The organism is Burkholderia sp. Ac-20365, assembly GCF_017104715.1.
Taxonomy (GTDB): Bacteria; Pseudomonadota; Gammaproteobacteria; order Burkholderiales; family Burkholderiaceae; genus Paraburkholderia.
In genome coordinates this window covers 1-21,659 of the sequence record NZ_JAAGPI010000014.1, presented here as the reverse complement: position 1 = coordinate 21,659, position 21,659 = coordinate 1, and the positions used below count along the sequence as shown (strand labels likewise).

Here is a 21,659-nt window from a genome sequence, read left to right as displayed (position 1 = left end):
GCCCGCGCGCACGCAGCCGGGCCCGGGAGACACCGTGAACACCGTCACTTCCGCGATCGACGAATCGCGCCTCATCAATCGCCTCGCGTTGCGGCTCATGCCGCTGCTCGGCGTGCTGTATCTGGTCGCGTATATCGACCGCTCGAACATCAGCTTCGCGAAGCTGCAGATGCTGGGCAGCCTCGGGCTGTCGGAAGTGGCGTATGGGCTCGGTGCTTCCTTGTTCTTTATCGGCTATCTGATTTTCGAAGTGCCGAGCAACGTACTGCTGCACAAGTACGGCGCGCCGAAGTGGATGGCGCGCATCATGTTCACGTGGGGCGTCGTGACGATCCTGCTCGCGTTCACGCAGAACGCGACGATGTTTTATGTGCTGCGGTTTCTGCTGGGTGCGTCGGAAGCGGGGCTGTATCCCGGTGTGATCTATTACCTGACGCTGTGGTTTCCGCAGCGGCATCGCGTGCGGATGCTCGGTTACTTCACGGTCGGCAGCAGTCTGGGCAACATGGTCGGCGCGCCGATCTGCGGGTGGCTGCTCGACAAAGGCGGTCTGTTCGGACTGCAAGGCTGGCAGCTCGTGTTTGTCGTGACGGGCATTCCGTCCGTGCTGCTGACGCTCGTCGTGCTGTTCTGTTTGCCCGCGTCACCGCGCGCCGCGACGTTTCTTTCCGATGAAGAAAAGAACTGGCTCGCACGCACGCTGGACAGCGAAAGCGCGCAGGCACGCAAAAGCGCCGCGACTCACTCGACCTTGCTGAGCGTGCTCACGGAGCCGCGCGTGATCGGCATGGCGCTCTACTACATGATGCTGTCGATCTCCGTCTACGGCGTGAGCTACTGGCTGCCGACGCTGGTCAAAGGCTTCGGCGTCAGCAACACGACCAACGGCTTTCTCAACATCATTCCGTGGCTGATGGCGACGATCGTGCTCGCGTGGCTGCCGTCGAAACTGCGTGCGGGCAATCGCGCGATCATCGCGATGCTGGCGTCGGCGCTGCTCGGCATGGTGTTCTTTCTGTCGTCGGTATTCATGCCGACCAATACGTTGCGTTTCGTTGCCTTGTGCTTTGGCGCGCCGTGCATGTATTTGCTGATTCCATGCTTCTGGACGCTGCCGCCGAAGTTCCTGTTCGGCGCGCGCGCCGCGGCGGGAATCGCTGCGATCAACTCGCTGGGGAATATCGGCGGCTTTATCGCGCAGAATCTCGTGCCGTTCGTCAAGCAGGCAACGGGCAGCACGCAGGCGCCGATGCTGATACCCGCGGCGTGCATGCTGATTTTCGCGCTCGTGACGACGTTCGTTCTGCGCCGCAGCGGCCGCATCGCGCAGGGCGTGAACGGCGCGCCAGTCACCGAGTAGCCTTTGGCTACAATAGCCGCGCAACGTCACCCGTCCATTTACCTATGCCAACCGCCAAACCCACCGACGCACCGATCGATCTACCGGGCAGCGCCACGCCCGCGCGTCGCACGCGAGGCGGTCCGAAGGGCTTGCGCATCACGGACGTTGCAGCGCAGGCGGGTGTGTCGCCGATCACGGTGTCGCGCGTCTTCAACAATCCCGCTTCCGTTGCGCCCGAAACGCTCGAGCGCGTGCGCCAGGTCGTGCAAAAACTCGGCTATGTGCCGAACAAACTTGCGGGCGGCTTGTCGTCGGCGCGCTCGAGGTTGATCGCGGCGATTGTGCCGACCATCGCGCACTCGCTGTTCTCCGAGACCATTCAGGTGTTCAGCGAAACCATGTCGCGCGCGGGCTATGAAGTGTTGCTCGCGTTGAGCGGCTATAGCGATACGAACGAAGAGACGCTGCTCGATACGGTGCTGAGCCGGCGTCCCGAGGGCGTGCTGCTGACGGGTGTCGCGCATACGGATTCGTTGCGCGAGCGCTTGCGCAACGTCGGTATTCCCGTCGTCGAGACCTGGGATATGACACAGACGCCCATCGATATGCTGGTCGGTTTTTCCCACTACGAGATTGGCGTCGCGGTGGCCGAGCGTTTTCTGGCGCGCGGCGCGAAAAGGCCTGCGCTGATGTCGGCGAGCGACGTGCGCGCGCTCGCGCGCCGTGCGGGTTTTCGCGAGCGGCTCGCGCAGGCGGGCATCACGAATGTGGCGGAGACGATCGTCGCGCCGCCTAGCTCGGTGGCGACAGGCAAGGCCGCATTGCCGCAACTGCTGCACGAAGCGCCCGATGTCGATGCCGTGTTTTGCGGCTCGGATCTGCTTGCCATCGGCGCACTCGGCGCGGCGAAGCGCATGGGCCTCGATGTGCCGTCGCGGCTCGCGATCTGCGGTTTCGGCGATCTCGACTTCGCGACGGAAACGACGCCGCAACTGACGACGGTGCGCGTCGACGGTACGCGCATTGGTGTGAGTGCCGCACGAGCGCTGCTCGACAGATTGAACGGCGAGCATGAACGCGCATTCGTCGATGTCGGGTTCAGTGTGGTGGAGCGCGAGTCGGCGTGACTGGTGTTATGTGGGCACGCGCGACAATTCATCGCACGCTGTGCGCGGCCGATTAGGAATGGGCCGATAGAGCGGCAAACGACATCTCGCTATTTTGGGCTTTTGCCCTTTTGGAGGATGTCATGCAAAAGTCGGTGCCCTGGTGGCAGCTCGTGTTGACGGCTGCGCTGATCGCGGCCAATGCGCATTCATCGAACGCGCAGCCGCAGAAGGTTACGGTTGTTGTCGAGGAAGGTATCGTGCAGAGTCAGGTGATTGCGACGCTCGGTCCTTAAGTCTTTGATCAATGCTCGGTGATGAATAAAAAAACCCGCTTCGGCGGGTTTTTTTATGGGTTGCTTTGACTCCATTGCCAGTCAAATCGACTCTGGTGAAATCGACTCACGCGGCCATCGAACGGCCGTCCCTCAACGGATTCGGCATTGGCACAGACCCTGCATTGGCATGACTAGACCAATGTCGCATCAGCCGAGCCACTCATGAAACCCGCCGAACCCCGCGCGACCTTCGTACCGCCACCCGGACGCTACCGCCCAGCACAACGCTTCGCGCTGCTCAACCTCGGCTTCCGTCCGTTCTACCTGGCAGGCGCTGCCTTCGCCGCGCTCGCACTGAGCGTATGGCTGCTCGTGCTCGCCGGCGTGCCGCTGACGGGCAACTATCTGCTCAAGCTCGATCCCATCGCCTGGCACGCGCATGAAATGGTGTTCGGTTTTGCGGCATCGATCGTCGCGGGTTTTCTGCTGACGGCAGTGCGCGCGTGGACAGGCATGCAGACGACAAGCCCACGCACGCTCGCCGCGCTCGCGCTGCTATGGCTCGCTGCACGCGTGATGGTATGGAGCGGCCCAGCCGTACCCGCTGCGCTGATCGATAGCGCGTTTCTGCCTGCCGTCGCGTTCGTGCTGCTGCGCGTGCTGATCAAGGCGGGCAATCGGCGCAATTATTTTCTGGTGCCTGTGTTGTTGACGTTCGCCGCGTTCAATATCGCGTTTCATGCGTTGGTGCAGACAGGACGTCCCGATCTCGCGCTGCGCTGTCTATACGCGGCAGCGGGCATGGTCGTACTGCTGGTCAGCGTGATTGGTGCGCGTGTGATTCCGATGTTCACGTCGAATGCAATTCCGGGTTTTGTCACGCGACGCTGGAAGCTGGTGGAATGGAGCGCGGCGCCGTTGACGCTAGCCGCGCTATTCGCCGATGCAGCCGCGTTGCCGCACGCCATCGTTGCGACACTCGCATTCGCGGCATGCGCGATTCATTGCGCGCGGTTGATCGGCTGGCGTTCGTACAAGGTGCGCGGCCCGGCGATTTTGCTGATTCTTCACATCGCCTACGCGTGGATGCCGGTTGGCTTCGCGTTGATGGCCTTCAATGCGCTCGGTTGGGTTGCCCACTCCGTCGCGATGCATGCATTCACAGCGGGCGTTATAGGCGGCGCGATCATCGCAATGATTACGCGCACGGCGCGCGGTCACACAGGCAGGCCGCTCGTCGCCGATACACGCGATGTAGCCAGCTATGCGCTCGTCACGCTCGGCTCCGCGTTGCGGATACTCGGCCCGCTCGTTGCGCCGGGCCACTATCAACTGTGGATCTGGAGTGCGGGCGCTTGCTGGATCGCCGCGTTCGCGATCTATGCCGGCGCCTACGCGTTGCCGTTGCTGCGGCCACGCGCGGACGGCAAACCTGGCTAGCGCGTTCACGCTAACCGGGCACATTATCCGGTCGTCGCGCGCGCCTCGCTTCTGCCGCCTTCCGTCGCCGCCACGCGGTTTTTCCCGTCACGTTTCGCGCGATACAGCGCAAGGTCGGCGGCTTCGATCAGTGTCGTCATCGGCGCATCGGGCGCCGGCACCTGGGTCGCGCAGCCAATGCTGATCGTCACATACTGTCCCGACGACGAGCCCGCATGCGGAATGCGCAGCGCCTCCACTTCGAGGCGGATCTTTTCCGCGAGCAGCCGCGTGCCGCCCGCCGACGTGCCCGGCAGCACGACCGCGAACTCCTCGCCGCCAAAGCGCGCAGCGAGATCGCCAGGCCGCCCGAGGCAACCTTCCACCGTCGACGCGATCGTCTTGAGCACTTCATCGCCCGCAACGTGGCCGTAGGTATCGTTGTACGGCTTGAAGTTGTCGACGTCGATCATCAGCATCGACACTTCCGTTTGCGCGCGCATGCCGCGCCGCCATTCGGCGTTCAGATATTCGTCGAGATAGCGGCGGTTCGACAGGCCCGTCAGCCCGTCCGACTGCGTGAGCTTGCGCAGTTCCAGATTCGCTTCGAGCAGTTGCTGCTGCGATTCTCGCAGCGCGCGATACGCCTCGTCCCGTTGCAGCAGGTTCACATACGAGCGCGAGTGATAGCGGATCCGCGCGACCAGTTCGATCCGGTCAGGCAGCTTGACGAGATAGTCGTTCGCGCCCGCCGCGAAGGCCGCGCTCTTGATAGTCGGCTCTTCCTTCGTCGACAGCACGAGGATGGGCACGTCGCGCAGATTCGCATTCGCGCGGTACGCCTTGACGAGCGTGAGGCCGTCGATGCCGGGCATCACGAGATCCTGCAGGATCACCGTGGGACGCGTGTGGGTCGCCGCGTGGATCGCCTCGTCGGCGCTCGCGCAGTAGTGCAGGTCGATGCCGTCTTCATTCGCGAGCGCGCGCCGCACGGCTTCCGCCACGATCGCCTGGTCGTCGACCAGCAACACCATGATCGGCACATCCGACAGCGCGGCCGTTTCCAGCGCGGCGCGTGCAGCGTCGAGCGCGGCGTTCGCGCGGTCGGCCGACGTCGATGTGGAACCCCCCTGGTCCCGTGCCCCGATTTGATCGAAGTCCATGTGCGTACCCCTGTCGGAAATGCTGGTCATGCGTTGTCTCTATGTTTGACTGCGTGCCACCCTTGCATCGAATGCTCCGTTTGCCGTTGAACGTGTCGTCGCGTGATAGCTCAGCGCCGCGCGAAAGCGGCGAGTTGATCCGCGATACCGCCCAGCGGCAGAATCCGGCGCGCGGCGCCAAGCGTCGCGGCTGCCTTCGGCATGCCGTAGACGGCGCTTGTCGCTTCGTCCTGCGCGATCGTGTCGTAGCCTTTCGCGCGCATCGCTTTCAGGCCGATCGCGCCGTCGCGGCCCATGCCCGTCAACAGTACGCCGAGTGCTTCGCCGGGCCAATGCTCGACAACACTGTGAAAGAACACATCGACGGAAGGACGGTAGGGCAATTCCGCCGGTTCGCGAGTGTAGTGCAGTGTGCCGTTTTGTGTCATCAGCATGTGATCGTTGGTGGCCGCGAGCAGCGCGACGCCCGCGTCCGGCTGTTCGCCTTCGCGCGCCGTGCGTACCTTCAGCGGCGTCTGTCCGTCGAGCCACTCGGCCATGCCGTCGGCAAACACCTTGTCGACATGCTGGACGATCACGATGGGCGCGGCAAAGCCCGCGGGCAGGCCGCCCAGCACGGTCGCGAGCGCGGCCGGTCCTCCCGCCGATGCACCGATTGCCACCAGCCTTTGCGCATGTCGCGTGAGCGGCGCAACGGCTGTCTGGCGCGGCGCTAACGGCTTGTCGCCTAACCGGCCGATCTGGTCGATCTTCTGCAGCATCAACTGCGCGGCCTCACCGATGCCGCGCCCGCCGAGCGTCGGCGTATCGACGGCGTCGAGCGCGCCCGCGCCCATCGCTTCGTACACACGCCACGTATTCGCGCCGACGCTGCTCGTCACGATCAGGATCGGGCAGGGCGTGCGCGCCATGATGCGGCGCGTCGCTTCCACGCCGTCGATCTTCGGCATGATCAGATCCATCAGCACCACGTCGGGCGTCTGCGCGGCGCAGAAATCGACGGCTTCTTCGCCATTGGCGGCGACCCACAGCACGCGATGCTCGGGGCGCAGCGCGATCACGCGGCGCAGCGCTTCGACGGCGAGCGGCAGGTCGTTGGCGATGCCGATGTTCATGCTGATGCCTCTCCGATCAGGTCGCGTACGGCATCGAGCAGCGCTTCGTCATGGAAGCTGCCCTTCGCGAGATAGTAGTCCGCGCCCGCTTCGAGACCGCGCCGGCGGTCTTCGTCGCGATCCTTGTACGACACGATCATCACGGGCACGGGCTTGAACAGCGGGTCGCGCTTGATGAGCGTGACGAGTTCGATGCCATCCATGCGCGGCATGTCGATATCCGTGACCACGAGATCGAAACTGCCGCCGCGTAGTGCGTTCCATCCGTCCATGCCGTCGACGGCGACCGTCACTGCGTAACCGCGCTTTTCCAGCAGCTTGCGTTCGAGTTCGCGCACCGTCAACGAATCTTCGACGACGAGCACATGCTTGCGCTGCCGCGCGGCCACACCCTGCGCGCGGCCGATCCGGTCAAGCTGGCCGCCGCGCACGAGCTTGTCGACGGAACGCAGCAGGTCGTCCACATCGACGATCAGCAGGGCGTCGCCGTTTTCCATCAGCGCGCCCGCCGCGATATCGCGAATCTTGCCGAGGCGCGCGTCGAGCGGCTGCACGACGAGCATGCGCTCGCCGAGAAAGCGGTCGACGGCGATTCCATACGTTTCGCGTTCATCGCCGATCACGACGACGGACACCGATTCGCGTATCCGTTGCTCAGCGCCTGCCGCTGCGCCGAGCAGCTGATGCGCGGTGACGAGGCCAACGGGTTTGCCGTCGAACGCAAAATGCTGCTGGCCTTCGAGCATGTCGATATCGGCACGCGCGAGTTCGAGCGTGCGGCGCACGTGCGCGAGCGGGAACGCGTACGCTTCGCCGCCCACTTCGACGAGCAGGCTGCGCACCACTGAGAGCGTCAGCGGCAACTGCATCACGAAGCGCGAGCCGCGGCCCGGTTCGCTGAAGATGCGCACCGCGCCGCGCACGGCCTTGACCATTTCATGCACGGCATCGAGGCCGACACCGCGCCCCGATACATCGGTGACCTGCTCGCGCATCGAGAAGCCCGGCAGCAGCAGAAAATCGAGCAGTTCCTGTTCCGACAGACGCGCGGCCGTGTCTTCGTCGGCGAGCTTGCGGCGGATCACCGACGCGCGCACGCGTTCGAGATCGATGCCCGCGCCGTCGTCGCTCACGCTGATCAGCAGCTTGCCTGCGCTATGGCGCGCTTCGAGCGTGACCTGCGCTTCGGCGGACTTGCCGCGCGCGATACGTTCGTCGGGCGTTTCGATACCGTGATCGATTGCGTTGCGCAGCAGGTGGCCGAGCGGTGCATCGAGCATATCGAGAATGTCGCGGTCCACCTGCGTCGACGTACCGACGATTTCGAACTTCACGCGCTTGCCGAGCGAGCGCGCCAGATCGCGCACGACACGCGGATACGCATGCGTCGCATCGCCGAACGGACGCATCCGGCATTGCAGCGCTTCGTCGTACAGCAGCTGCGCGAGGTTCGAGCTGCTGCGGTCGTAGTGATCCAGTTCGTCGATGCGTGCGCCGAGCGTGTGCTGCATCGCGTTGAGCGCGGTGCGCACGTCCGCGAGCGCCGACAGCGCGGCGTCGTCGAGATGCCCGGTGAGCGTGTCGTAGAGCGCGTCGAGCGCACGCGACGTATCGCGATGCGTGCGCTTGATGCGCAGCATCGACGTCGCGAACGGCTTGAGCCAGCGCGATTCGACGAGCACTTCGCCCGACAGGCTCAGCACGCGGTCGAGATTGGCGGCACGCACGCGCAGCATGCGGTCGGGGTGTCGCGCGGCGGCTTGTGTGCCCGCATGAGCTTCAGTTTGCAAGACCGCGTCGGGCGGTTCGATTGCAGGCGCTTCCTGGCGTTGCTCGAGCGCTTCGGCCTGCAACTGCGCCTGCAGTTGCGCATACACGTCTACATCCGGATCGAGGGGCGCTGCGTCGCGAACGCCCGGCTCGCGCGTGGCGCTCACGGGCGATGACATCCGCCGCACAAACTCATCGATATCGGCGCGCGTGACGGGCGCATCCGGTTTTGCTTCGCCCACGCGCAACAACAGATCGACGCCGCGCAACAGCACGTCGATATGCGCCGGCGTCAAGTTCAGTTCGCCGCGCTGCGCGCCGACGAAGCACTCTTCCATCACATGTGCGATATCCACGCCGTCCTGCAAGCCGATGATGCGCGCCGCGCCCTTGAGCGAATGCGCGGCACGCATGCACGCTTCGAGCGCGGCGGCATCGGTTGGACGATGTTCCAGCGCGAGCAGCCCGTCGGACAGCACGCGCGTTTGCGCAGCGGCTTCCTCGCGGAACAGCTCGAGCAGCGACAGGCGGCTCAGATCGTCGTCTGTCATCGCAGGCTCCGTGCAATCGAGTCGAATAGCCGCGCGGGATCGAGCAGGCCGATGGTGCCGCCGTGCCATGCGAGCACGCCACGCGCATGCGACGCGGTGGCATGCGCGAGCGTGGCGGGCACGGGCAGCAGATCGCTTTCAGCGTAACGGACCACGCCTTCGACTTCATCGACGGGCAACGCGACGGGCTCGCTGTCGTGCGCGGCGACCAGCATGCGCGCGTAGCCGTTGCGCGCGGCCTGCGTCGTGTCGGCGGCGCGGTCCATGTTCAGCAGTTCGCCGAGCGACACCGCGACGGTCAGCGCACCGCGCACATTGACGACGCCGAGCACCGCGCGCGAGCGCTGATGCGGCAGCGAATGGATCGCGCGGATATCGTCGACTTCGCGCAGCACGCGCGTCGGCAGCGCAAGCCATTCGCCCGCGACGCGAAAGGCGAGGGCCGATTGCATCGCAGCGGACGCTTCACGCGTGGTCGCGCTCGTTGCGCCTGAATCCGTGCGACGCGCAAGATCTACATCGCTCAATGGGCGGTCCAGAAGCCGCGCCGCGCCTTCCGCGAAGACGGGACAGTTCAGGCAGCGAAAATGTTCGACAAGACGCGGACACGTGTTGTCGCCGCGCGTGCCGATGCGGTTCCAGCAGTCGTCGACGCGCACGGACACGCTTGGAGAATCAGGAGCGTCGTGCAGCATGGAAGCCTCGTGAACGTTGCGACTCTTCCGTCGATGCAGGCGCCGCGCGCGCTGCGGAGCGTTGCGCGCGCTGCATCAGGTTCTGCGCGCCCGCGCGGTCGCCGCCGATGTCGAGCAGCGCTGCCAGATGCGTGAGCGCTTCGTAATGCGCCGGATCGAGATAGAGCGCCTTGCGATAGAAATCGGCAGCATCGGCGCTGCGGCCGCGCGCATCGGCAATCAGGCCGAGCAGATAGAACGCGTCGACGTTCGGGCCATGCACGATCGCATGCTGGTGCGCGAGGCGCTCGGCTTCGTCGAATTCGCCGGCATCGGCGTGACGGCGCGCGGTATCGAGCGATTTTGCAGCGGCGGGTTGCGATGGCGGCGCCTGCTCGATGACCGGTCGTGCGGCGTGTTGCGCGCGCGTGGGCGGCGCTGGCGGCGCGAATGCGCGGCGGGCGGCAGGCGCCGGCGCCGGTTTGGCGGGTTCGCGCGACGCCGCTGCGAAAGCAGGCGAACTCATGCTTAGCGTTGTGACGCTTGCCGTGCTGGCCGACAGCGGCCTGACCGCGCGCGCTGCGTACGTTTCTTCGGCCGTGCTGCGGCGAAAGGCAAACGCGAGCGGAATGCGCGCCGAGGTCATCGCGTGGCGCATCATCAGGCCGGTTTCGGCGGGGCCGACGAAAATCGTGCCGCCGTCAGCGAGATTCGCGTCGAGCAGCCGGATCGCGCGGTCCTGGGCTTCGCGGTCGAAATAGATCAGCACGTTGCGGCAGAAAATGAAGTCATACGGCGCCTGCGCGCCCGCCTGCAAATCGAACAGATTCGCCTGCGAAAAGCGAACTGTTCCGCGCACGCGCTCGCTCAATTGCCAGCCGTCTTGCCGCGCCGTGAAATGCCGGTCGCGAAACGTGAGCGGATGGCCGCGAAACGAATTACGCCCGTAGATGCCCGCGCGCGCATGTTCGATCACGCGTGCGCTGATATCGAATGCATCGACGGTAAAGCGGTTTTCGCCGATGCCGTCGTCGAGCAACGTCATCGCGACCGTGTACGGTTCCTCGCCCGTCGAACAGGGCAGGCTCAGCACGCGCAGCACATGCATCGGATCGCGCACGAGCCGCTCGTTCGCAAGCCGCGCCAGCGCGACATACGCCTCGCGGTCGCGATAGAACCATGTTTCGGGCACGACAAGCGTTTCGATCAGCGCCTGCCGCTCGTCGCGCGCCAGATTGAGTTGCTGCCAGTACGCTTCGATGTCGGCGGGATCGACGGCAACGCTGGTGTCGTGCGCCGACGCGTTCAGTCGCGTCACGCGCACGCGTTCGAGCACGGCGCGCTCCAGCGCATTGACGCCGAGCGACGACGCGTCGATACCCGTCTCCCGCAGGAGCCAGGCTTCGAAGCGCGGTACGAAAGCGTTCGCGGCGTTCATCGCGGATGAGGTTCGGGTTGCGGGAAGAGCAGCGCCTTGACGTCGTCGTCGAGCATCTGCTGCACGTCGATCCACTGGATCATGCCCAGTTCGTCGCTTGCAACGGGCCCGAGCCAGCGCGCATGCGGCGTGGCGATGCCGCTATCGGCGAATTGCGCGCGTTCGATGCGGCGCGTCTGCGTCGCGCGCTCGACAATCACGCCGAGCAGCCGCGCCGGCGCGTCGCCGCTGACCCGCTCGCGCGCGTCGTGGTAGCGCACGAACACGAGCCGCGTCGAGCGCCATTGCTGCGAAGGACGGCCCAGCGCCAGTTGCGCGAGATCGATCACGGGCACGGGCTCGCCGTGCCGCTCGACCACGCCCGCCACCCATGCAGGCGCGCCCGGTATCGTCTTTGCAGCCGTCAGCGCCTGCACCTCGACGATGTCGGCGGCATCGAGCGCATAGCGGTCGCGGTCGAGTTCGAAGAGAAGGAAGAGCATCGCGGTATCAGTGGCTGTCGCGCGTGCGCATCGGCATCACGCTTCGATCTTGAAGCGCGACACACCCGTGCGAAGCTGGTTCGCGACGAGCGTGAGGTCGTCGATGGCCTGCGACGACTGGCGCAACGATTCCGCCGTCTGCTGCGCGGCCTCCGACAGTTGCGACAGCGCCTGCGTGATCTGCTCGGCGCTGGTCGCCTGCGTGTGCATGCCTTCGTTGACGAGCTGGAAGCGCGGTGCGAGCGTCTGCACTTCGTGAATGATCTCCGACAGCTGGCCGCCGACCTGCTGCACGTCGCGCATGCCGCGCCGCACTTCCTCGGAGAACTTGTCCATGCCCATCACGCCCGCCGACACGGCCGACTGGATCTCCTTCACGGTCTGTTCGATATCGAAAGTCGCCACGGCTGTCTGGTCCGCGAGACGGCGGATTTCCGTCGCGACGACAGCAAAGCCGCGGCCATATTCACCCGCTTTTTCGGCTTCGATCGCCGCATTCAGCGACAGCAGATTGGTCTGGTCGGCAACCTTCGTGATGGTTGCGACCACCTGATTGATGTTGACCGCCTTCTCGTTGAGGATCGCGAGTTTCGCATTCACGGAACCGGCTGCTTCCATCACGCTGCGCATCGTGTCTTCCATGCGCGTGAGGCCGCTCTGGCTTGCGCCCGCGAGCGTCGCCGACTGCTCGGCCACGCTCGACACTTCGTTCATCGTGCGCAGCAGATCGCGCGAGGTCGCGAAAATCTCGCGCGAAGTCGCGCCGATTTCCGTCGTGGTGGCGGCCGTTTCGGTGGCGGTCGCCTGCTGTTCCTTCGACGTCGCCGCGATTTCGGCCACGGAGGTCGTCACCTGCAGCGACGACTTCTGCGCCTGCGCGACGAGGCTGTTGAGTTCCTCGGCCATCCGGTTGAAGCCGTCTTCGAGCGTGCCGAATTCGTCGCGTCGACCGAGCTTCAGGCGCTGCGTCAGATTGCCCGTGCGCATCACGTTGTGCACGTCGACGAGGCTCGCCATCGGCACCGTGATCGCGCGATACAGCGAGAAACCGGTGTAGAGCGCGACCAGCAGCGTGACGCCGAGCGCCGCCGCCAGCGTGATCTCGGTGCCCGTCACCGAATCGCGGATCGATTTCGCGGATTCGTCGGCCTGCGTGCGGTTCTCGTTGACGAGTTCGTTGGCCGAGCGGATCACGTTGTCCCATGCGGGCGTGAGCTTGACGAACAGGGTCTGCGCGTCGGCCTTCGAGGTCGGCGCGAGGCGCATCGCTTCGTTCAGTTGCGGCAGGTATTGGTCCCAGGCGGCGCGGAAGGCGCGGAAGTGCTCGCGGTCCGCGTCGCGATAGAGCGTCGCCTGATATTCGGCCGACACCTGATCGAACTTTTGCAGCGCCTGCGGCATGCGTTCCAGATCGTGGCGGATCGCGGTATCGGTGCTATCGACGAAGAGCGCCCGTTCGAGCGTCGCGTAGCCTTCGTTGGCCGACGCGCGCAAGGTCGTCGCGAGATAGAGACCGGGCACTGAGTCGCGGCCCATGCTGAGCGCTTCGTCGTCCATCACGTGCAGCCGCGACCAGGAGATCGCGGCCATCACCAGCATCAGCACGAACAGCGCGCCGAAGCTCAGCATGATGCGGTTGCCGAGCGTGAATCGGGCCGCGTGCTTCGGGTCGAGCAGGGTGGTGTCGCTGGTGCGGGGCGTCGCTGTGGCCATTGTCGATGACTCTTCCGGTGTGGATGGTGTGAGGCGGCGCAGCGGATGACGAGCATCCGGACGGTCTGCGCCGACACTAGCTGGAATTTAATTGATTCCCGGGCGTTGCATTATCCCAAAAAGCTTGCGAAACCTGTGCCAGATCGTCGTTTTGAAAGCGAGGCCAGGTGGTTACCAGTAAAGGGCGATCAGGGTTTCGACGGACTGGACACGCTGCAGCTTGTCAGGCTATGGCCGACGCGGGCTCGCGAGCTTTGCGCGTGATCTGCGGGAAAATGCCCAGGCCGCCGCAGCGCTGTTGCAAATTGCATAAGAAGGCTATGCGCGGGCGGTTTTGTCGCCCAGAATGTTTCGTAACACTGCATGCGCCGTCGGAAACACACTCTGGCCGGGTGTCGACCGCGAAATGCCGCCCCGTCGATCTGCGCGGAACGGGCGTAGCCGATGTGCACGGCGATATCTGGAGTTGTCATGCTCGACGATACGCTTTCGCTGCCGTCGGCGTCATTGGGCGCACGCCAACGCTGGACGATCTTCGTCGCCAGCACGGGCGGCGCGCTCGAAGTGTTCGATTTCGTCATCTACGGTTTCTTTGCGCAGCACATCGGGCGTGCGTTCTTTCCGCCCGGCATCGGGCTCGCGCCGGCCACGCTGTCGTTTGCCGTGCTCGCCATCGGTCATCTGTCGCGTCCGCTGGGCGGCCTGTTTCTCGGCCGGCTCGGCGACAAGTACGGCCGGCGCGTTGTCTTCATGTCGTCCGCGCTCGTTGCCGCGCTCGCGACGCTCGCCATTGGAATGCTTCCTTCATATGCCGCGCTTGGCGTTGCCGCGCCCGTCGCGCTGCTTGCATTGCGTCTTGTGCAGGGCCTGTGCCTCGGCGGCGAGTTGCCGGGCGCGCTCGTCTATGCGATTGAGACGGGAGCCGCGCATCCGGGGCTGATGTGCGGCTTCGTGTTCGTGGCTGTCAACCTGTCGCTGTTGCTCGCGTCGGGCGTGAATCTCGCAGTGCATCTGCTGCTCGATATGACGCAGATCGATGCGTTCGGATGGCGGATCGCGTTTTTGCTGGGCGGAATCTGCGGTCTGGGCATCTTCGCGCTGCGCCGCAGGCTCGACGAATCGGCGGAATACGCGCGTGCGATCGCGCGGCGGCACCGCGAGCCGCTTGCCGTGCTGTTCCGTCATCACCTTGCGGCCGTCGTCACGGGTACCGGCGCGGGCGTGATGACAGGCGTCACGGGCGGACTGTTCATCGCGTACATGCCGAGCTGGCTGCAGGCGCTCGGCCGCAGTGCCAGCGATGTGGCATGGGCGCAGACGCTCTATGTGGTCGCGATCGCCGCCTGTATTCCGTTGACGGCGGCAGCGGGCGACCGCTTCTCCCGCCGCCGTGTGTTCCGTGCGGGTGCTGTGCTGACAGCCCTGTTTGCGCCGGTGTTTTTCATCGCCATTGCGCACGCGCACGCCAATCTCGTGTTGCTGTTCTTCATCGCGGGGGCGATTGCCTCGTTGATCAACGGGACGTTTGGTTGCGCGATCGCCGAACTGTTTCCTGTCGATGTGCGCTTTAGCGGCGTCGCGGCCGCGATGAACGTCGGCCTCGCCGTGACGATGGGCCTGACGCCGCTCACCGTGAGCTTTCTCGTCGCCGACCTGCACTGGACGCTCGCGCCCGCGCTTGCGATGCTGGCGGGCGCACTGATCGCATTGGCATCGACCTTCGGCATGAAGCGCGTGCGGTAGCGCGGCAGGCAGGGATCCCGGCATGTGGTGGCAGGAGCGGACATGGAACCCTCAGATTCCGTATGGATCGCGGACGTCGAACTCGACATCGGGCGCTATGCGTTGCGCCGCGGCGGCGAGCCGATCCGTCTCGAACGCCTGCCGATGGAACTGCTGATCCTGATGGTGTCGCGCAAGGGCCAACTGGTGACGCGCGCCGATATCGTGCGCGCGCTGTGGGGCGGCAACGCGTACCGGCAGACCGACAACAGCATCAACACGGCGATTCGCAAGATCCGCATCGCGCTGGGCGAGAACCCGGACGAACCGCGCTATCTGCTGACCGTCAAAGGCAAGGGCTACCGGCTGGAAGGCATCCGGACGGCGGCGGTGGAGGCATCGCCCGAACCGTCCGTGGCGGCCCGGCTGCTGGTGCTGCCATTCGGCAACCAGACGGGCGACCCCGCGCTCGACGGCTTCTGCGATGCACTCGCCGACGAGACCTCGGCCAACATCGGCACGCACGGCGCGAATCGTGTCCTCGTCGTGGCGCGCACGACGGCGGCGCACTACCGGAGCGCGAAGAAGAGCATTGCGGAGATCGCTTTCGAGCTTTCGGTCGATTACGTGCTGGAAGGCTCGCTCACGCGCGATGGCGGGCGCCTGCGCATTCTCGTGCAACTGATCCGCTGTTTCGATCAGGTGCAGGTGTGGCGGCACGCATATGAGCCTGTCGCGAAGGGTGCGCTCGATATTCAAATGGAAGTAGGCGCGGCGCTTGCACGCGAAGTGTCGCCGGCACTGGGCGAGCAGTTGCAACTGAAGCTTGCGCGCCGTCTGCCCATCGATCCGCGTGCGCACGATGCGTATCTGCGTGGCCGCTATTTCTGGACGCGCCGCGTGCATTTCGACGCGGGCTTCGCCGCGCATCACGCGCTGAGCGACGAGGATTTCATTCGCGCGCGCGGCTACTTCGAAGAGGCGGTCGAGCACGATCCGGGTTATGCGCTCGGCTATGTCGGGCTGTCGAACGTGTTCGGCGGCACGGCTGCACATGGGTTCTATGCTTCGTCGCAAGGCTATCCGCGCGCGCGTGAAACGGCGCTGCGCGCGCTCGAACTCGACAGCAGCCTGCCTGAAGCGCATCAGGCGCTGGCCGGCGTGCATTACTTCTACGACTGGGACTGGCGGCGCGCGGAGGAAGAGTTTCTGGAAGCGCTGCGTCTGAACCCCGAGCATGCGGAAACGAGTCGCCTGTATGCGCGGCTGCTGCTCGTGCTTGGTCGTGAAGCCGAAGGGCGCGCGCAGTTCGAACGCGCGGAACGGGCCGATCCGCTCGGTTTCGAAGGCTCGCGCATTTTTGGTCTGGTGCAGTCGGGACGTTACGACGAAGTCACGCGGGATTATCTGAGCGCGGGGCATGGCAACCGTTCGCCGCTCGTGTATCAGTTGCTCGCCATTGCGTTCGAGGTGCGCGGCGATTATCCGCGCGCCATCGAGGCCACCGTCGACGCCCTCACGCGCTGCAACGAATTCACGCGTGCGCAAAGCGTGCGCGCGGCCTGGGACGAGGGTGGTTACGACAAGGTGTTGCAATGGTATCTGCAGGATCTGCAGGCGCGGCGCCAGACGCGTTATACGTCGCCGCTGCTGTTCGCGGAGCTTTACGCAAGGCTGGGACAGGCCGACGAAATGTTCCGCTGGCTCGAGGTGTCGCTGGCCGAGCGCTCGCCGCGCATGTGCGAGCTGCGTACGAATCCGTGGTTCAGCCGCTATCGGTCGCTGGGAAAATTCAGGAGTGTCGAGAAGCGGATCGGCTATTGAAGCGCGCCGCGTTTCAGTTGCGGCGCGCCGTACGCAACGCTTACTTCCCGTGATAGAGGCTGCTGTTCAGGCGCTGCTGGTCGCCCGACTGCCTGAACCGCTGCAGATCCTGATACACGTCGGCGCGAGTCTCGCCCATCGCGCGCCCGGACTGGCTTACCGACGCATCGGGCATGCCGCCGACATCCTGCGTCGTTTGCGCGCCCGGCGCGGTCGCGGGCTGATCCTGAGCCCACGCGTGTCCAACGTATCCCACTGACAGAGCGACCGCGCAGGTCGCCGCGATGCGAAGCGTCTTCATGATCTGACTCCTTCGAAACGGTGCGGGGACGGTCAGCGGTGACTGGCCGGAAGGCGAAGCCGGAGGCGGCGCATCGCTCTGAGCCTGGCGGCGGTGCGTGGCGGGATTCGCTGCTGACATGGTGCGAGCCGCACGAGGTTCGCGCTATCGACGGATCATGAAGAAATCATCAAGCAGCGGCGCTGTGTGGCGTCGACCTGCGCGGCCTACAGCGCCTCCCACCGCCACGCCTGTACAAGCCGCTCGCGCAGATAGTCGACGAACGCGCGCACGCGCGGCGCGAGATGCTGGCTATGCGGATAGATCGCATGCAGCGGCGCGGCCGACATCGAATGCTGTGGCAGCACGCGGCGCAGTCTGCCGGCGAGGATGTCGTCGCCAACGTCCCAGATAGATTTCACGGCGATGCCCGCGTCGGCCAGCGCGAACTGATGCGCGGCTTCGCCGTCGTTCGTGACGATCGCGGCATCGACGCGCACGGCGATGCTTTCATCGCCTTCGAAACGCCATTCGGCGCGCCGCTGGTCGCCGATCAGGATGCAGCGGTGCGCGGTCAGATCGTTCGGATGCTTTGGTGTGCCATGCGCTTTCAGATACGCGGGCGACGCGCACAGCACGCGAAAGTTCGGCGCGAGCGAGCGGGCAATCAGCGAGGAATCCGCGAGACTGCCGAAGCGGATCGCGAGATCGAAGCCGCTTTCGACCAGATCGACAACGGCGTCCGTCAGTTCCAGTTGCACGGTGAGTTGCGGATGCAGCCGCTGGAAACCGGCGATCAGCGGCGCGATTTTCTGGCGCCCGAGCTGGCCGGGCGCCGTCACGCGCAACAGGCCGCTCACTTCCTGGCGGCGTTGCGACAGCAGCGATTCCGCCTGTTCGATCTCATCGAGTATCCGCACGACGCGCGCATGAAACAGCGCGCCTTCTTCCGTCAGCGTCTGGCGGCGCGTGGTGCGCTGGATCAGCCGCACGCCGACGCTTTTCTCCAGATGCGCGAGCCGCTTGCTGATCACGGACAGCGGCAGGTCCATTTCTCGCGCAGCCGCCGACAGACTGCCCGCCGATACCACGCGGGAGAACGCAATCAGCGCGGGCAGGTTGTCGATCCGGGTGTCGCTCATTCTTCTCAAAAAGGAAAGGATTCATCAGTCTGGAAGCGGTATTTCTTCCGTAGCGCGAAGACTAGCATACACATCAATCAATGCTTTGTTTTTCTTCAAGGAGCCCATCATGTCGTTTCGTCTCGCTTCCCTGTTGCGCCGTGCGCTGTCCGCCGCGCTGGCTGTCGTGTCGATTGCGGCCACGCCGGTCTTTGCTGCCGCGACAGCCGGTTCGCTCGTCCAGCCGCAGCACATCACCGTCGATCCGGGCCTGCCGAAGCAGCAGCGCGACGCGCAGATTCTCGCGGCGCGCCGTTACGACACGTTCTGGAGCACGGGCGACGAAGCGCTGGCCCGCGCCGCGCTCGCGCCGGACTTCACTGACCGCACGCTGCCGCCGGGCCGCGCGCAGGGCATCGAAGGGCCGCTTGCCGCGTCGAAGTTCGTGCGCGGCGCCGTGCCCGACCTGCAGGCGGACATCGAGCAGATGGTGGTGGCGGGCGATCGCGTTGTCGTGCATCTGCGCTTTCACGGCCACTTCACGGGCCAGTTCAAGGGCGTGCAGGGGCAAGGCCAGACGGTCGATTTCATCGCGACGGATATCTACCGCGTCGCAAACGGCCGGATTGCCGATAACTGGCACCTCGAAGACAACCTGACGTTCCTGCAGCAACTTGGCGTCGTTGCGAAGTAACGGCGCAGTCTCTTCACTCACTTCTGGCAAGGAGATGGACATGAATTCGCTTCAATCGAAACGCGTGCTGATCGTCGGCGGCAGTTCGGGTATTGGCGCCGCGGCGGCGCAGGCGTTCGCCGCGCTCGGCGCGCAGGTGACGATTGCGTCGCGCAATGCGCAGAAGCTGTCGGCGGCGGCGCAGGAAATCGGTCACGGCGTGTTGACGGCTGAACTCGACACGACGGATGCCGCAGCCGTCGACGCATTCTTCGCCGCGCAGCAGGCGTTCGATCACGTGGTGATTTCGGCTGCGCAGACGCCGTCGGGCCCGGTGCGCCAGTTGCCGCTCGAAGACGCGCAGAAGGCGATGGACAGCAAGTTCTGGGGCGCATACCGCGTGGCGCGCGCCGCGAAGATCGCCGATGGCGGCTCGCTGACTTTCGTCTCGGGCTTCCTCTCCGTGCGGCCAAGCAAGACGTCCGTGCTGCAAGGCGCGATCAACGCCGCGCTCGAAGCGCTGGCACGCGGTCTTGCACTGGAACTGTCGCCCGTGCGCGTGAACACGGTGTCGCCGGGACTGATCGCAACGCCGCTCTGGTCGAAGCTCTCCGACGAAGCGCGCGACAGCATGTTCGAAGGCGCCGCCAACCGCTTGCCCGCACGGCGCGTCGGCCAGCCCGAAGACGTCGCGAACGCGATCGTCTATCTGGCGACGACGCCTTATGCGACGGGCTCGACGGTGCTGGTCGACGGCGGCGGGGCGATTGCCTGAGCGCCTTTCTCAACGATCACGCGTTATGTGATCGTCGCGCCGCGCTCGGCGAGCAGTTCGCGCAATACGCTGCGATGGCAGCGGTTCTCATGCTCGCAATAGCAGCCCACCGAGAAGTTCGCGGTGGCGGACAACGCGGCGAGCGTGTCGAGCACTTTCGGCGCGTCGCCGTGATTCATCTCCGCGCGAAATTTGCGCACGAACGCTTTCCACTCGGCATCGGTTTGAGCGGATAGCGCTTCGCTGACGAGCTCCGGCGTGGGCGATAGCGTCGGCAGCCAGACGTCGTAGTAATTGCGGCTGCCGAATTCGGCTTTCGGCACGCCGCGCGGCGGACGCCGCACGGTGCCGATGCGCACGCCTTCATCTGGCGCGCGTTCCGATCCGAGTAGAACGATGCGTATGGCCATCGGTTGGTCTCCTTTTATTTGTGTTGATGGTCAGCCGAGGGTGTTCTTCATGCCGAGCACGTCGATGCGGCCAATCTGCGGCGGACCCGTGAACAGGTCGTTTGCAACGCCCATCAGCGCCGTCGCGATCGGTCCGTCCAGATGCGCCTGGCGGCCGGCCTCGTCGGGGAACGCGTCGAACACGCCGTAGGTGCGCTCGGCAATCTTCAACGCGAACCAGATCGGCGTGGTGGTTTCCTGGTTCGCCAGTTCCAGTCCCTTCTGCAGGAAGGCTTCGACGTCGGCTTCCTTGCCGGGCTTCGCTTCGAATCGCGCGAACAGTGCGTACTTGATCATCATCTGTCTCCTTTCGATGCGGCTTGCTGCCGGTCTTCCAATTTACCCGGATGTGACCTTTGGTGGCGATGCAAGTCGGGGTATGCCCGAACTGTTGTCAAACGATTTCATGGAAAACACTAAGTCGTCAAAAGGTTGTTTGACAACATCGCGACGCGGGTGCTAGCTTTCTGGCTTGTCAGCCACCCATCCGACCCACGAGATCTTATGAACGAGTCGCAGATCGTCGAGCGCGAGTTCGCGTCGACCGTGATGGCAGTCCCGCCGCTCGCGCGCCGCGCCGACCTGTCGCTCGATGTCGAAGCCAACCAGACGCTGATCCGCCATATCGAAGCGGGTGGCGTGCGCACGCTGCTGTACGGCGGGAACGCGAACTTCTATCACGTGGCTGTCAGCGAGTACCGCGAACTGCTCGACATGCTCGCCGCGAGCGCCGCGCCCGGCACGCGCGTGATTCCTGCTATCGGCCCCGACTACGGCAAGATGCTCGACGAGGCGCGCATCCTCGCGCAAACGTCGTACCGCACGGCGATGGTGTTGCCCTTGTCGGGCTTCACGACGCCGGCGGGCGTCGAAGCGGGTCTCACGCGTATCGCCGACACAGCGGGCATCCCGCTCACGCTCTATATCAAGAGCGAAGACTACGTGGACGTCGACACACTGGCGCGACTCGTCGATCGCGGCACGCTGATCGCCGTCAAGTACGCAATCGTGCGCGAGAACCCGTCGAACGATCCTTATCTGCGCCGACTGCTCGAAAGCGTGAGCCCGTCGCGCGTGATCTCCGGCATGGGCGAGCGTCCCGCGCTTACGCATGTGCGCGACTTCGGCCTTGCTGCGTGGACAACCGGCAGCGGGTGTATCGCTTCGCATGCCGTAATGGGTCTGCTTGCCGCCGCGAAAGAAGGCCGTGCCGCCGATGCACAACGTCTCTACGACGCATTCATGCCGCTCGAAACGCTGCGCGACAACATCTCGCTGATCCGCGTGTTGCACGATGCCGTCACGTTCACGGGCATTGCCGACATGGGTTCGATGCTGCCGCTGCTTAGCGCGACGCCGGTCGAGCATCACGCTGCCGTCGCGGCGGCAGCGCGCGAACTGCTCGTGTTCGAGCGCGAGTTCGCGGCCACGGTGAACGCGTGATCGATTGAATGAACGAATACGCCGCGCTGCCATCGGAGCGCGACGCGAAGCCACCACGCATCAACATCAATAACCACGCCCAGGAGGGGATACAGATGGAGAAGAAGTACTACACAGGCGTCAAGGCGGTGCTGGCAATCGGCGCGACGCTGGCGACCGCGGCGCCCGCATTCGCACAGAGCAGCGTGACGCTATACGGCATTATCGATAACGGCATCGGCTATCAGTCGAGTTCGACGTCGCTGGGTTCGACTACAGGCGGCCACTCGGCCTTCAAGATGGTCACGGGCGTGTGGGCGGGCAGCCGCTTCGGCCTGAAGG

21 protein-coding genes are annotated in these 21,659 nt (G+C 65.0%); 10 read left to right on the top strand and 11 right to left on the bottom strand.

Features of this window, described 5'->3' with window-relative positions:
- Positions 1-34: 34 nt before the first annotated feature.
- The 4 genes from G3O01_RS23625 (at position 35) to G3O01_RS23610 (ending at position 4,166) form a co-directional block, all read left to right on the top strand.
- Positions 35-1,360 (top strand): MFS transporter, encoded by a 1,326-nt coding sequence (locus tag G3O01_RS23625; protein WP_205808254.1) that lies wholly within the window; start codon positions 35-37, stop codon positions 1,358-1,360.
- Positions 1,361-1,404: 44 nt separating this feature from the next.
- A complete protein-coding gene (locus G3O01_RS23620) occupies positions 1,405-2,469 on the top strand; it encodes a LacI family DNA-binding transcriptional regulator (RefSeq protein ID WP_205808253.1) in 1,065 nt (354 codons plus the stop codon).
- A gap of 122 nt (positions 2,470-2,591) precedes the next feature.
- On the top strand, positions 2,592-2,744 hold the full coding sequence (locus G3O01_RS23615; RefSeq protein ID WP_205808251.1) for a hypothetical protein: 153 nt from the start codon (positions 2,592-2,594) through the stop codon (positions 2,742-2,744).
- A gap of 204 nt (positions 2,745-2,948) precedes the next feature.
- Complete coding sequence (locus tag G3O01_RS23610; protein WP_205808249.1) at positions 2,949-4,166, top strand: NnrS family protein; 1,218 nt, start codon at positions 2,949-2,951, stop codon at positions 4,164-4,166.
- 23 nt (positions 4,167-4,189) lie between these two features.
- On the opposite strand, the gene G3O01_RS23605 is transcribed toward G3O01_RS23610, so the two are convergent.
- The 7 genes from G3O01_RS23605 to G3O01_RS23575 all read right to left on the bottom strand — a co-directional run bounded on the left by G3O01_RS23605 (position 4,190) and on the right by G3O01_RS23575 (position 13,051).
- Positions 4,190-5,308 carry a diguanylate cyclase gene (locus tag G3O01_RS23605; protein ID WP_277403050.1) on the bottom strand — a complete coding sequence of 373 codons (1,119 nt, stop codon included), beginning with the start codon at positions 5,306-5,308 and terminating at the stop codon, positions 4,190-4,192.
- A gap of 110 nt (positions 5,309-5,418) precedes the next feature.
- Positions 5,419-6,423, bottom strand: coding sequence for a chemotaxis response regulator protein-glutamate methylesterase (locus G3O01_RS23600; protein WP_205808247.1), 1,005 nt, complete (start codon positions 6,421-6,423; stop codon positions 5,419-5,421).
- Positions 6,420-8,744, bottom strand: a complete 2,325-nt coding sequence (locus G3O01_RS23595) for a hybrid sensor histidine kinase/response regulator (RefSeq protein WP_205808245.1) — start codon at positions 8,742-8,744, stop codon at positions 6,420-6,422. The genes G3O01_RS23600 and G3O01_RS23595 overlap by 4 nt, the downstream gene beginning before the upstream one ends.
- Positions 8,741-9,439, bottom strand: a complete 699-nt coding sequence (locus G3O01_RS23590; protein WP_205808243.1) for a chemotaxis protein CheW — start codon at positions 9,437-9,439, stop codon at positions 8,741-8,743. Before G3O01_RS23590 ends, G3O01_RS23595 begins: the two co-directional genes overlap by 4 nt.
- Positions 9,420-10,856 carry a CheR family methyltransferase gene (locus tag G3O01_RS23585; RefSeq protein ID WP_205808241.1) on the bottom strand — a complete coding sequence of 479 codons (1,437 nt, stop codon included), beginning with the start codon at positions 10,854-10,856 and terminating at the stop codon, positions 9,420-9,422. The genes G3O01_RS23590 and G3O01_RS23585 overlap by 20 nt, the downstream gene beginning before the upstream one ends.
- A complete protein-coding gene (locus G3O01_RS23580) occupies positions 10,853-11,338 on the bottom strand; it encodes a chemotaxis protein CheW (protein WP_205808239.1) in 486 nt (161 codons plus the stop codon). Before G3O01_RS23580 ends, G3O01_RS23585 begins: the two co-directional genes overlap by 4 nt.
- A 36-nt stretch (positions 11,339-11,374) precedes the next feature.
- Positions 11,375-13,051 (bottom strand): methyl-accepting chemotaxis protein, encoded by a 1,677-nt coding sequence (locus G3O01_RS23575; RefSeq protein ID WP_205808237.1) that lies wholly within the window; start codon positions 13,049-13,051, stop codon positions 11,375-11,377.
- 471 nt (positions 13,052-13,522) lie between these two features.
- On the opposite strand from G3O01_RS23575, the gene G3O01_RS23570 reads away from it, so the two are divergent.
- Positions 13,523-14,794: an MFS transporter gene (locus G3O01_RS23570; RefSeq protein ID WP_205808235.1), complete on the top strand. Its 1,272-nt coding sequence runs from the start codon at positions 13,523-13,525 to the stop codon at positions 14,792-14,794.
- A gap of 42 nt (positions 14,795-14,836) precedes the next feature.
- Entirely contained in the window at positions 14,837-16,597 is a 1,761-nt protein-coding gene (locus G3O01_RS23565) for a winged helix-turn-helix domain-containing protein (RefSeq protein ID WP_205808233.1), read from the top strand.
- Positions 16,598-16,637: 40 nt separating this feature from the next.
- On the opposite strand, the gene G3O01_RS23560 is transcribed toward G3O01_RS23565, so the two are convergent.
- Together G3O01_RS23560 and G3O01_RS23555 are read right to left on the bottom strand one after the other, a co-directional pair.
- Positions 16,638-16,898, bottom strand: coding sequence for a hypothetical protein (locus tag G3O01_RS23560; protein ID WP_205808231.1), 261 nt, complete (start codon positions 16,896-16,898; stop codon positions 16,638-16,640).
- Positions 16,899-17,104: 206 nt separating this feature from the next.
- A complete protein-coding gene (locus G3O01_RS23555) occupies positions 17,105-18,019 on the bottom strand; it encodes a LysR family transcriptional regulator (RefSeq protein ID WP_205808230.1) in 915 nt (304 codons plus the stop codon).
- Positions 18,020-18,128: 109 nt separating this feature from the next.
- On the opposite strand from G3O01_RS23555, the gene G3O01_RS23550 reads away from it, so the two are divergent.
- Both G3O01_RS23550 and G3O01_RS23545 read left to right on the top strand, forming a co-directional pair.
- Entirely contained in the window at positions 18,129-18,692 is a 564-nt protein-coding gene (locus tag G3O01_RS23550; protein ID WP_205808229.1) for an ester cyclase, read from the top strand.
- Between the two features lie 40 nt (positions 18,693-18,732).
- Positions 18,733-19,446: an SDR family oxidoreductase gene (locus G3O01_RS23545; protein ID WP_205808227.1), complete on the top strand. Its 714-nt coding sequence runs from the start codon at positions 18,733-18,735 to the stop codon at positions 19,444-19,446.
- Between the two features lie 23 nt (positions 19,447-19,469).
- Here the strand turns inward: G3O01_RS23545 and G3O01_RS23540 are convergent, their stop codons facing one another.
- On the bottom strand, positions 19,470-19,856 hold the full coding sequence (locus G3O01_RS23540; RefSeq protein WP_205808225.1) for a DUF488 family protein: 387 nt from the start codon (positions 19,854-19,856) through the stop codon (positions 19,470-19,472).
- A gap of 30 nt (positions 19,857-19,886) precedes the next feature.
- Entirely contained in the window at positions 19,887-20,192 is a 306-nt protein-coding gene (locus tag G3O01_RS23535) for an antibiotic biosynthesis monooxygenase (RefSeq protein WP_205808725.1), read from the bottom strand.
- Positions 20,193-20,399: 207 nt separating this feature from the next.
- Here G3O01_RS23535 and G3O01_RS23530 point away from each other — a divergent pair, with 207 nt between their 5' ends.
- A complete protein-coding gene (locus G3O01_RS23530; RefSeq protein WP_205808223.1) occupies positions 20,400-21,338 on the top strand; it encodes a dihydrodipicolinate synthase family protein in 939 nt (312 codons plus the stop codon).
- 95 nt (positions 21,339-21,433) lie between these two features.
- Positions 21,434-21,659 (top strand): porin (locus tag G3O01_RS23525; protein WP_205808723.1); only part of this gene is annotated, 226 nt, incomplete at its 3' end.

Coding starts and splice junctions, on each gene's coding strand:
- G3O01_RS23540 (WP_205808225.1), bottom strand. CDS start 19,856: ATGGCCATACGCATCGTTCTACTCGGATCGGAACGCGCGCCAGATGAA.
- G3O01_RS23610 (WP_205808249.1), top strand. CDS start 2,949: ATGAAACCCGCCGAACCCCGCGCGACCTTCGTACCGCCACCCGGACGC.
- G3O01_RS23545 (WP_205808227.1), top strand. CDS start 18,733: ATGAATTCGCTTCAATCGAAACGCGTGCTGATCGTCGGCGGCAGTTCG.
- G3O01_RS23555 (WP_205808230.1), bottom strand. CDS start 18,019: ATGAGCGACACCCGGATCGACAACCTGCCCGCGCTGATTGCGTTCTCC.
- G3O01_RS23585 (WP_205808241.1), bottom strand. CDS start 10,856: ATGAACGCCGCGAACGCTTTCGTACCGCGCTTCGAAGCCTGGCTCCTG.
- G3O01_RS23595 (WP_205808245.1), bottom strand. CDS start 8,744: ATGACAGACGACGATCTGAGCCGCCTGTCGCTGCTCGAGCTGTTCCGC.
- G3O01_RS23570 (WP_205808235.1), top strand. CDS start 13,523: ATGCTCGACGATACGCTTTCGCTGCCGTCGGCGTCATTGGGCGCACGC.
- G3O01_RS23535 (WP_205808725.1), bottom strand. CDS start 20,192: ATGATCAAGTACGCACTGTTCGCGCGATTCGAAGCGAAGCCCGGCAAG.
- G3O01_RS23605 (WP_277403050.1), bottom strand. CDS start 5,308: ATGGACTTCGATCAAATCGGGGCACGGGACCAGGGGGGTTCCACATCG.
- G3O01_RS23530 (WP_205808223.1), top strand. CDS start 20,400: ATGAACGAGTCGCAGATCGTCGAGCGCGAGTTCGCGTCGACCGTGATG.
- G3O01_RS23575 (WP_205808237.1), bottom strand. CDS start 13,051: ATGGCCACAGCGACGCCCCGCACCAGCGACACCACCCTGCTCGACCCG.
- G3O01_RS23615 (WP_205808251.1), top strand. CDS start 2,592: ATGCAAAAGTCGGTGCCCTGGTGGCAGCTCGTGTTGACGGCTGCGCTG.
- G3O01_RS23550 (WP_205808229.1), top strand. CDS start 18,129: ATGTCGTTTCGTCTCGCTTCCCTGTTGCGCCGTGCGCTGTCCGCCGCG.
- G3O01_RS23620 (WP_205808253.1), top strand. CDS start 1,405: ATGCCAACCGCCAAACCCACCGACGCACCGATCGATCTACCGGGCAGC.
- G3O01_RS23590 (WP_205808243.1), bottom strand. CDS start 9,439: ATGCTGCACGACGCTCCTGATTCTCCAAGCGTGTCCGTGCGCGTCGAC.
- G3O01_RS23600 (WP_205808247.1), bottom strand. CDS start 6,423: ATGAACATCGGCATCGCCAACGACCTGCCGCTCGCCGTCGAAGCGCTG.
- G3O01_RS23565 (WP_205808233.1), top strand. CDS start 14,837: ATGGAACCCTCAGATTCCGTATGGATCGCGGACGTCGAACTCGACATC.
- G3O01_RS23560 (WP_205808231.1), bottom strand. CDS start 16,898: ATGAAGACGCTTCGCATCGCGGCGACCTGCGCGGTCGCTCTGTCAGTG.
- G3O01_RS23580 (WP_205808239.1), bottom strand. CDS start 11,338: ATGCTCTTCCTTCTCTTCGAACTCGACCGCGACCGCTATGCGCTCGAT.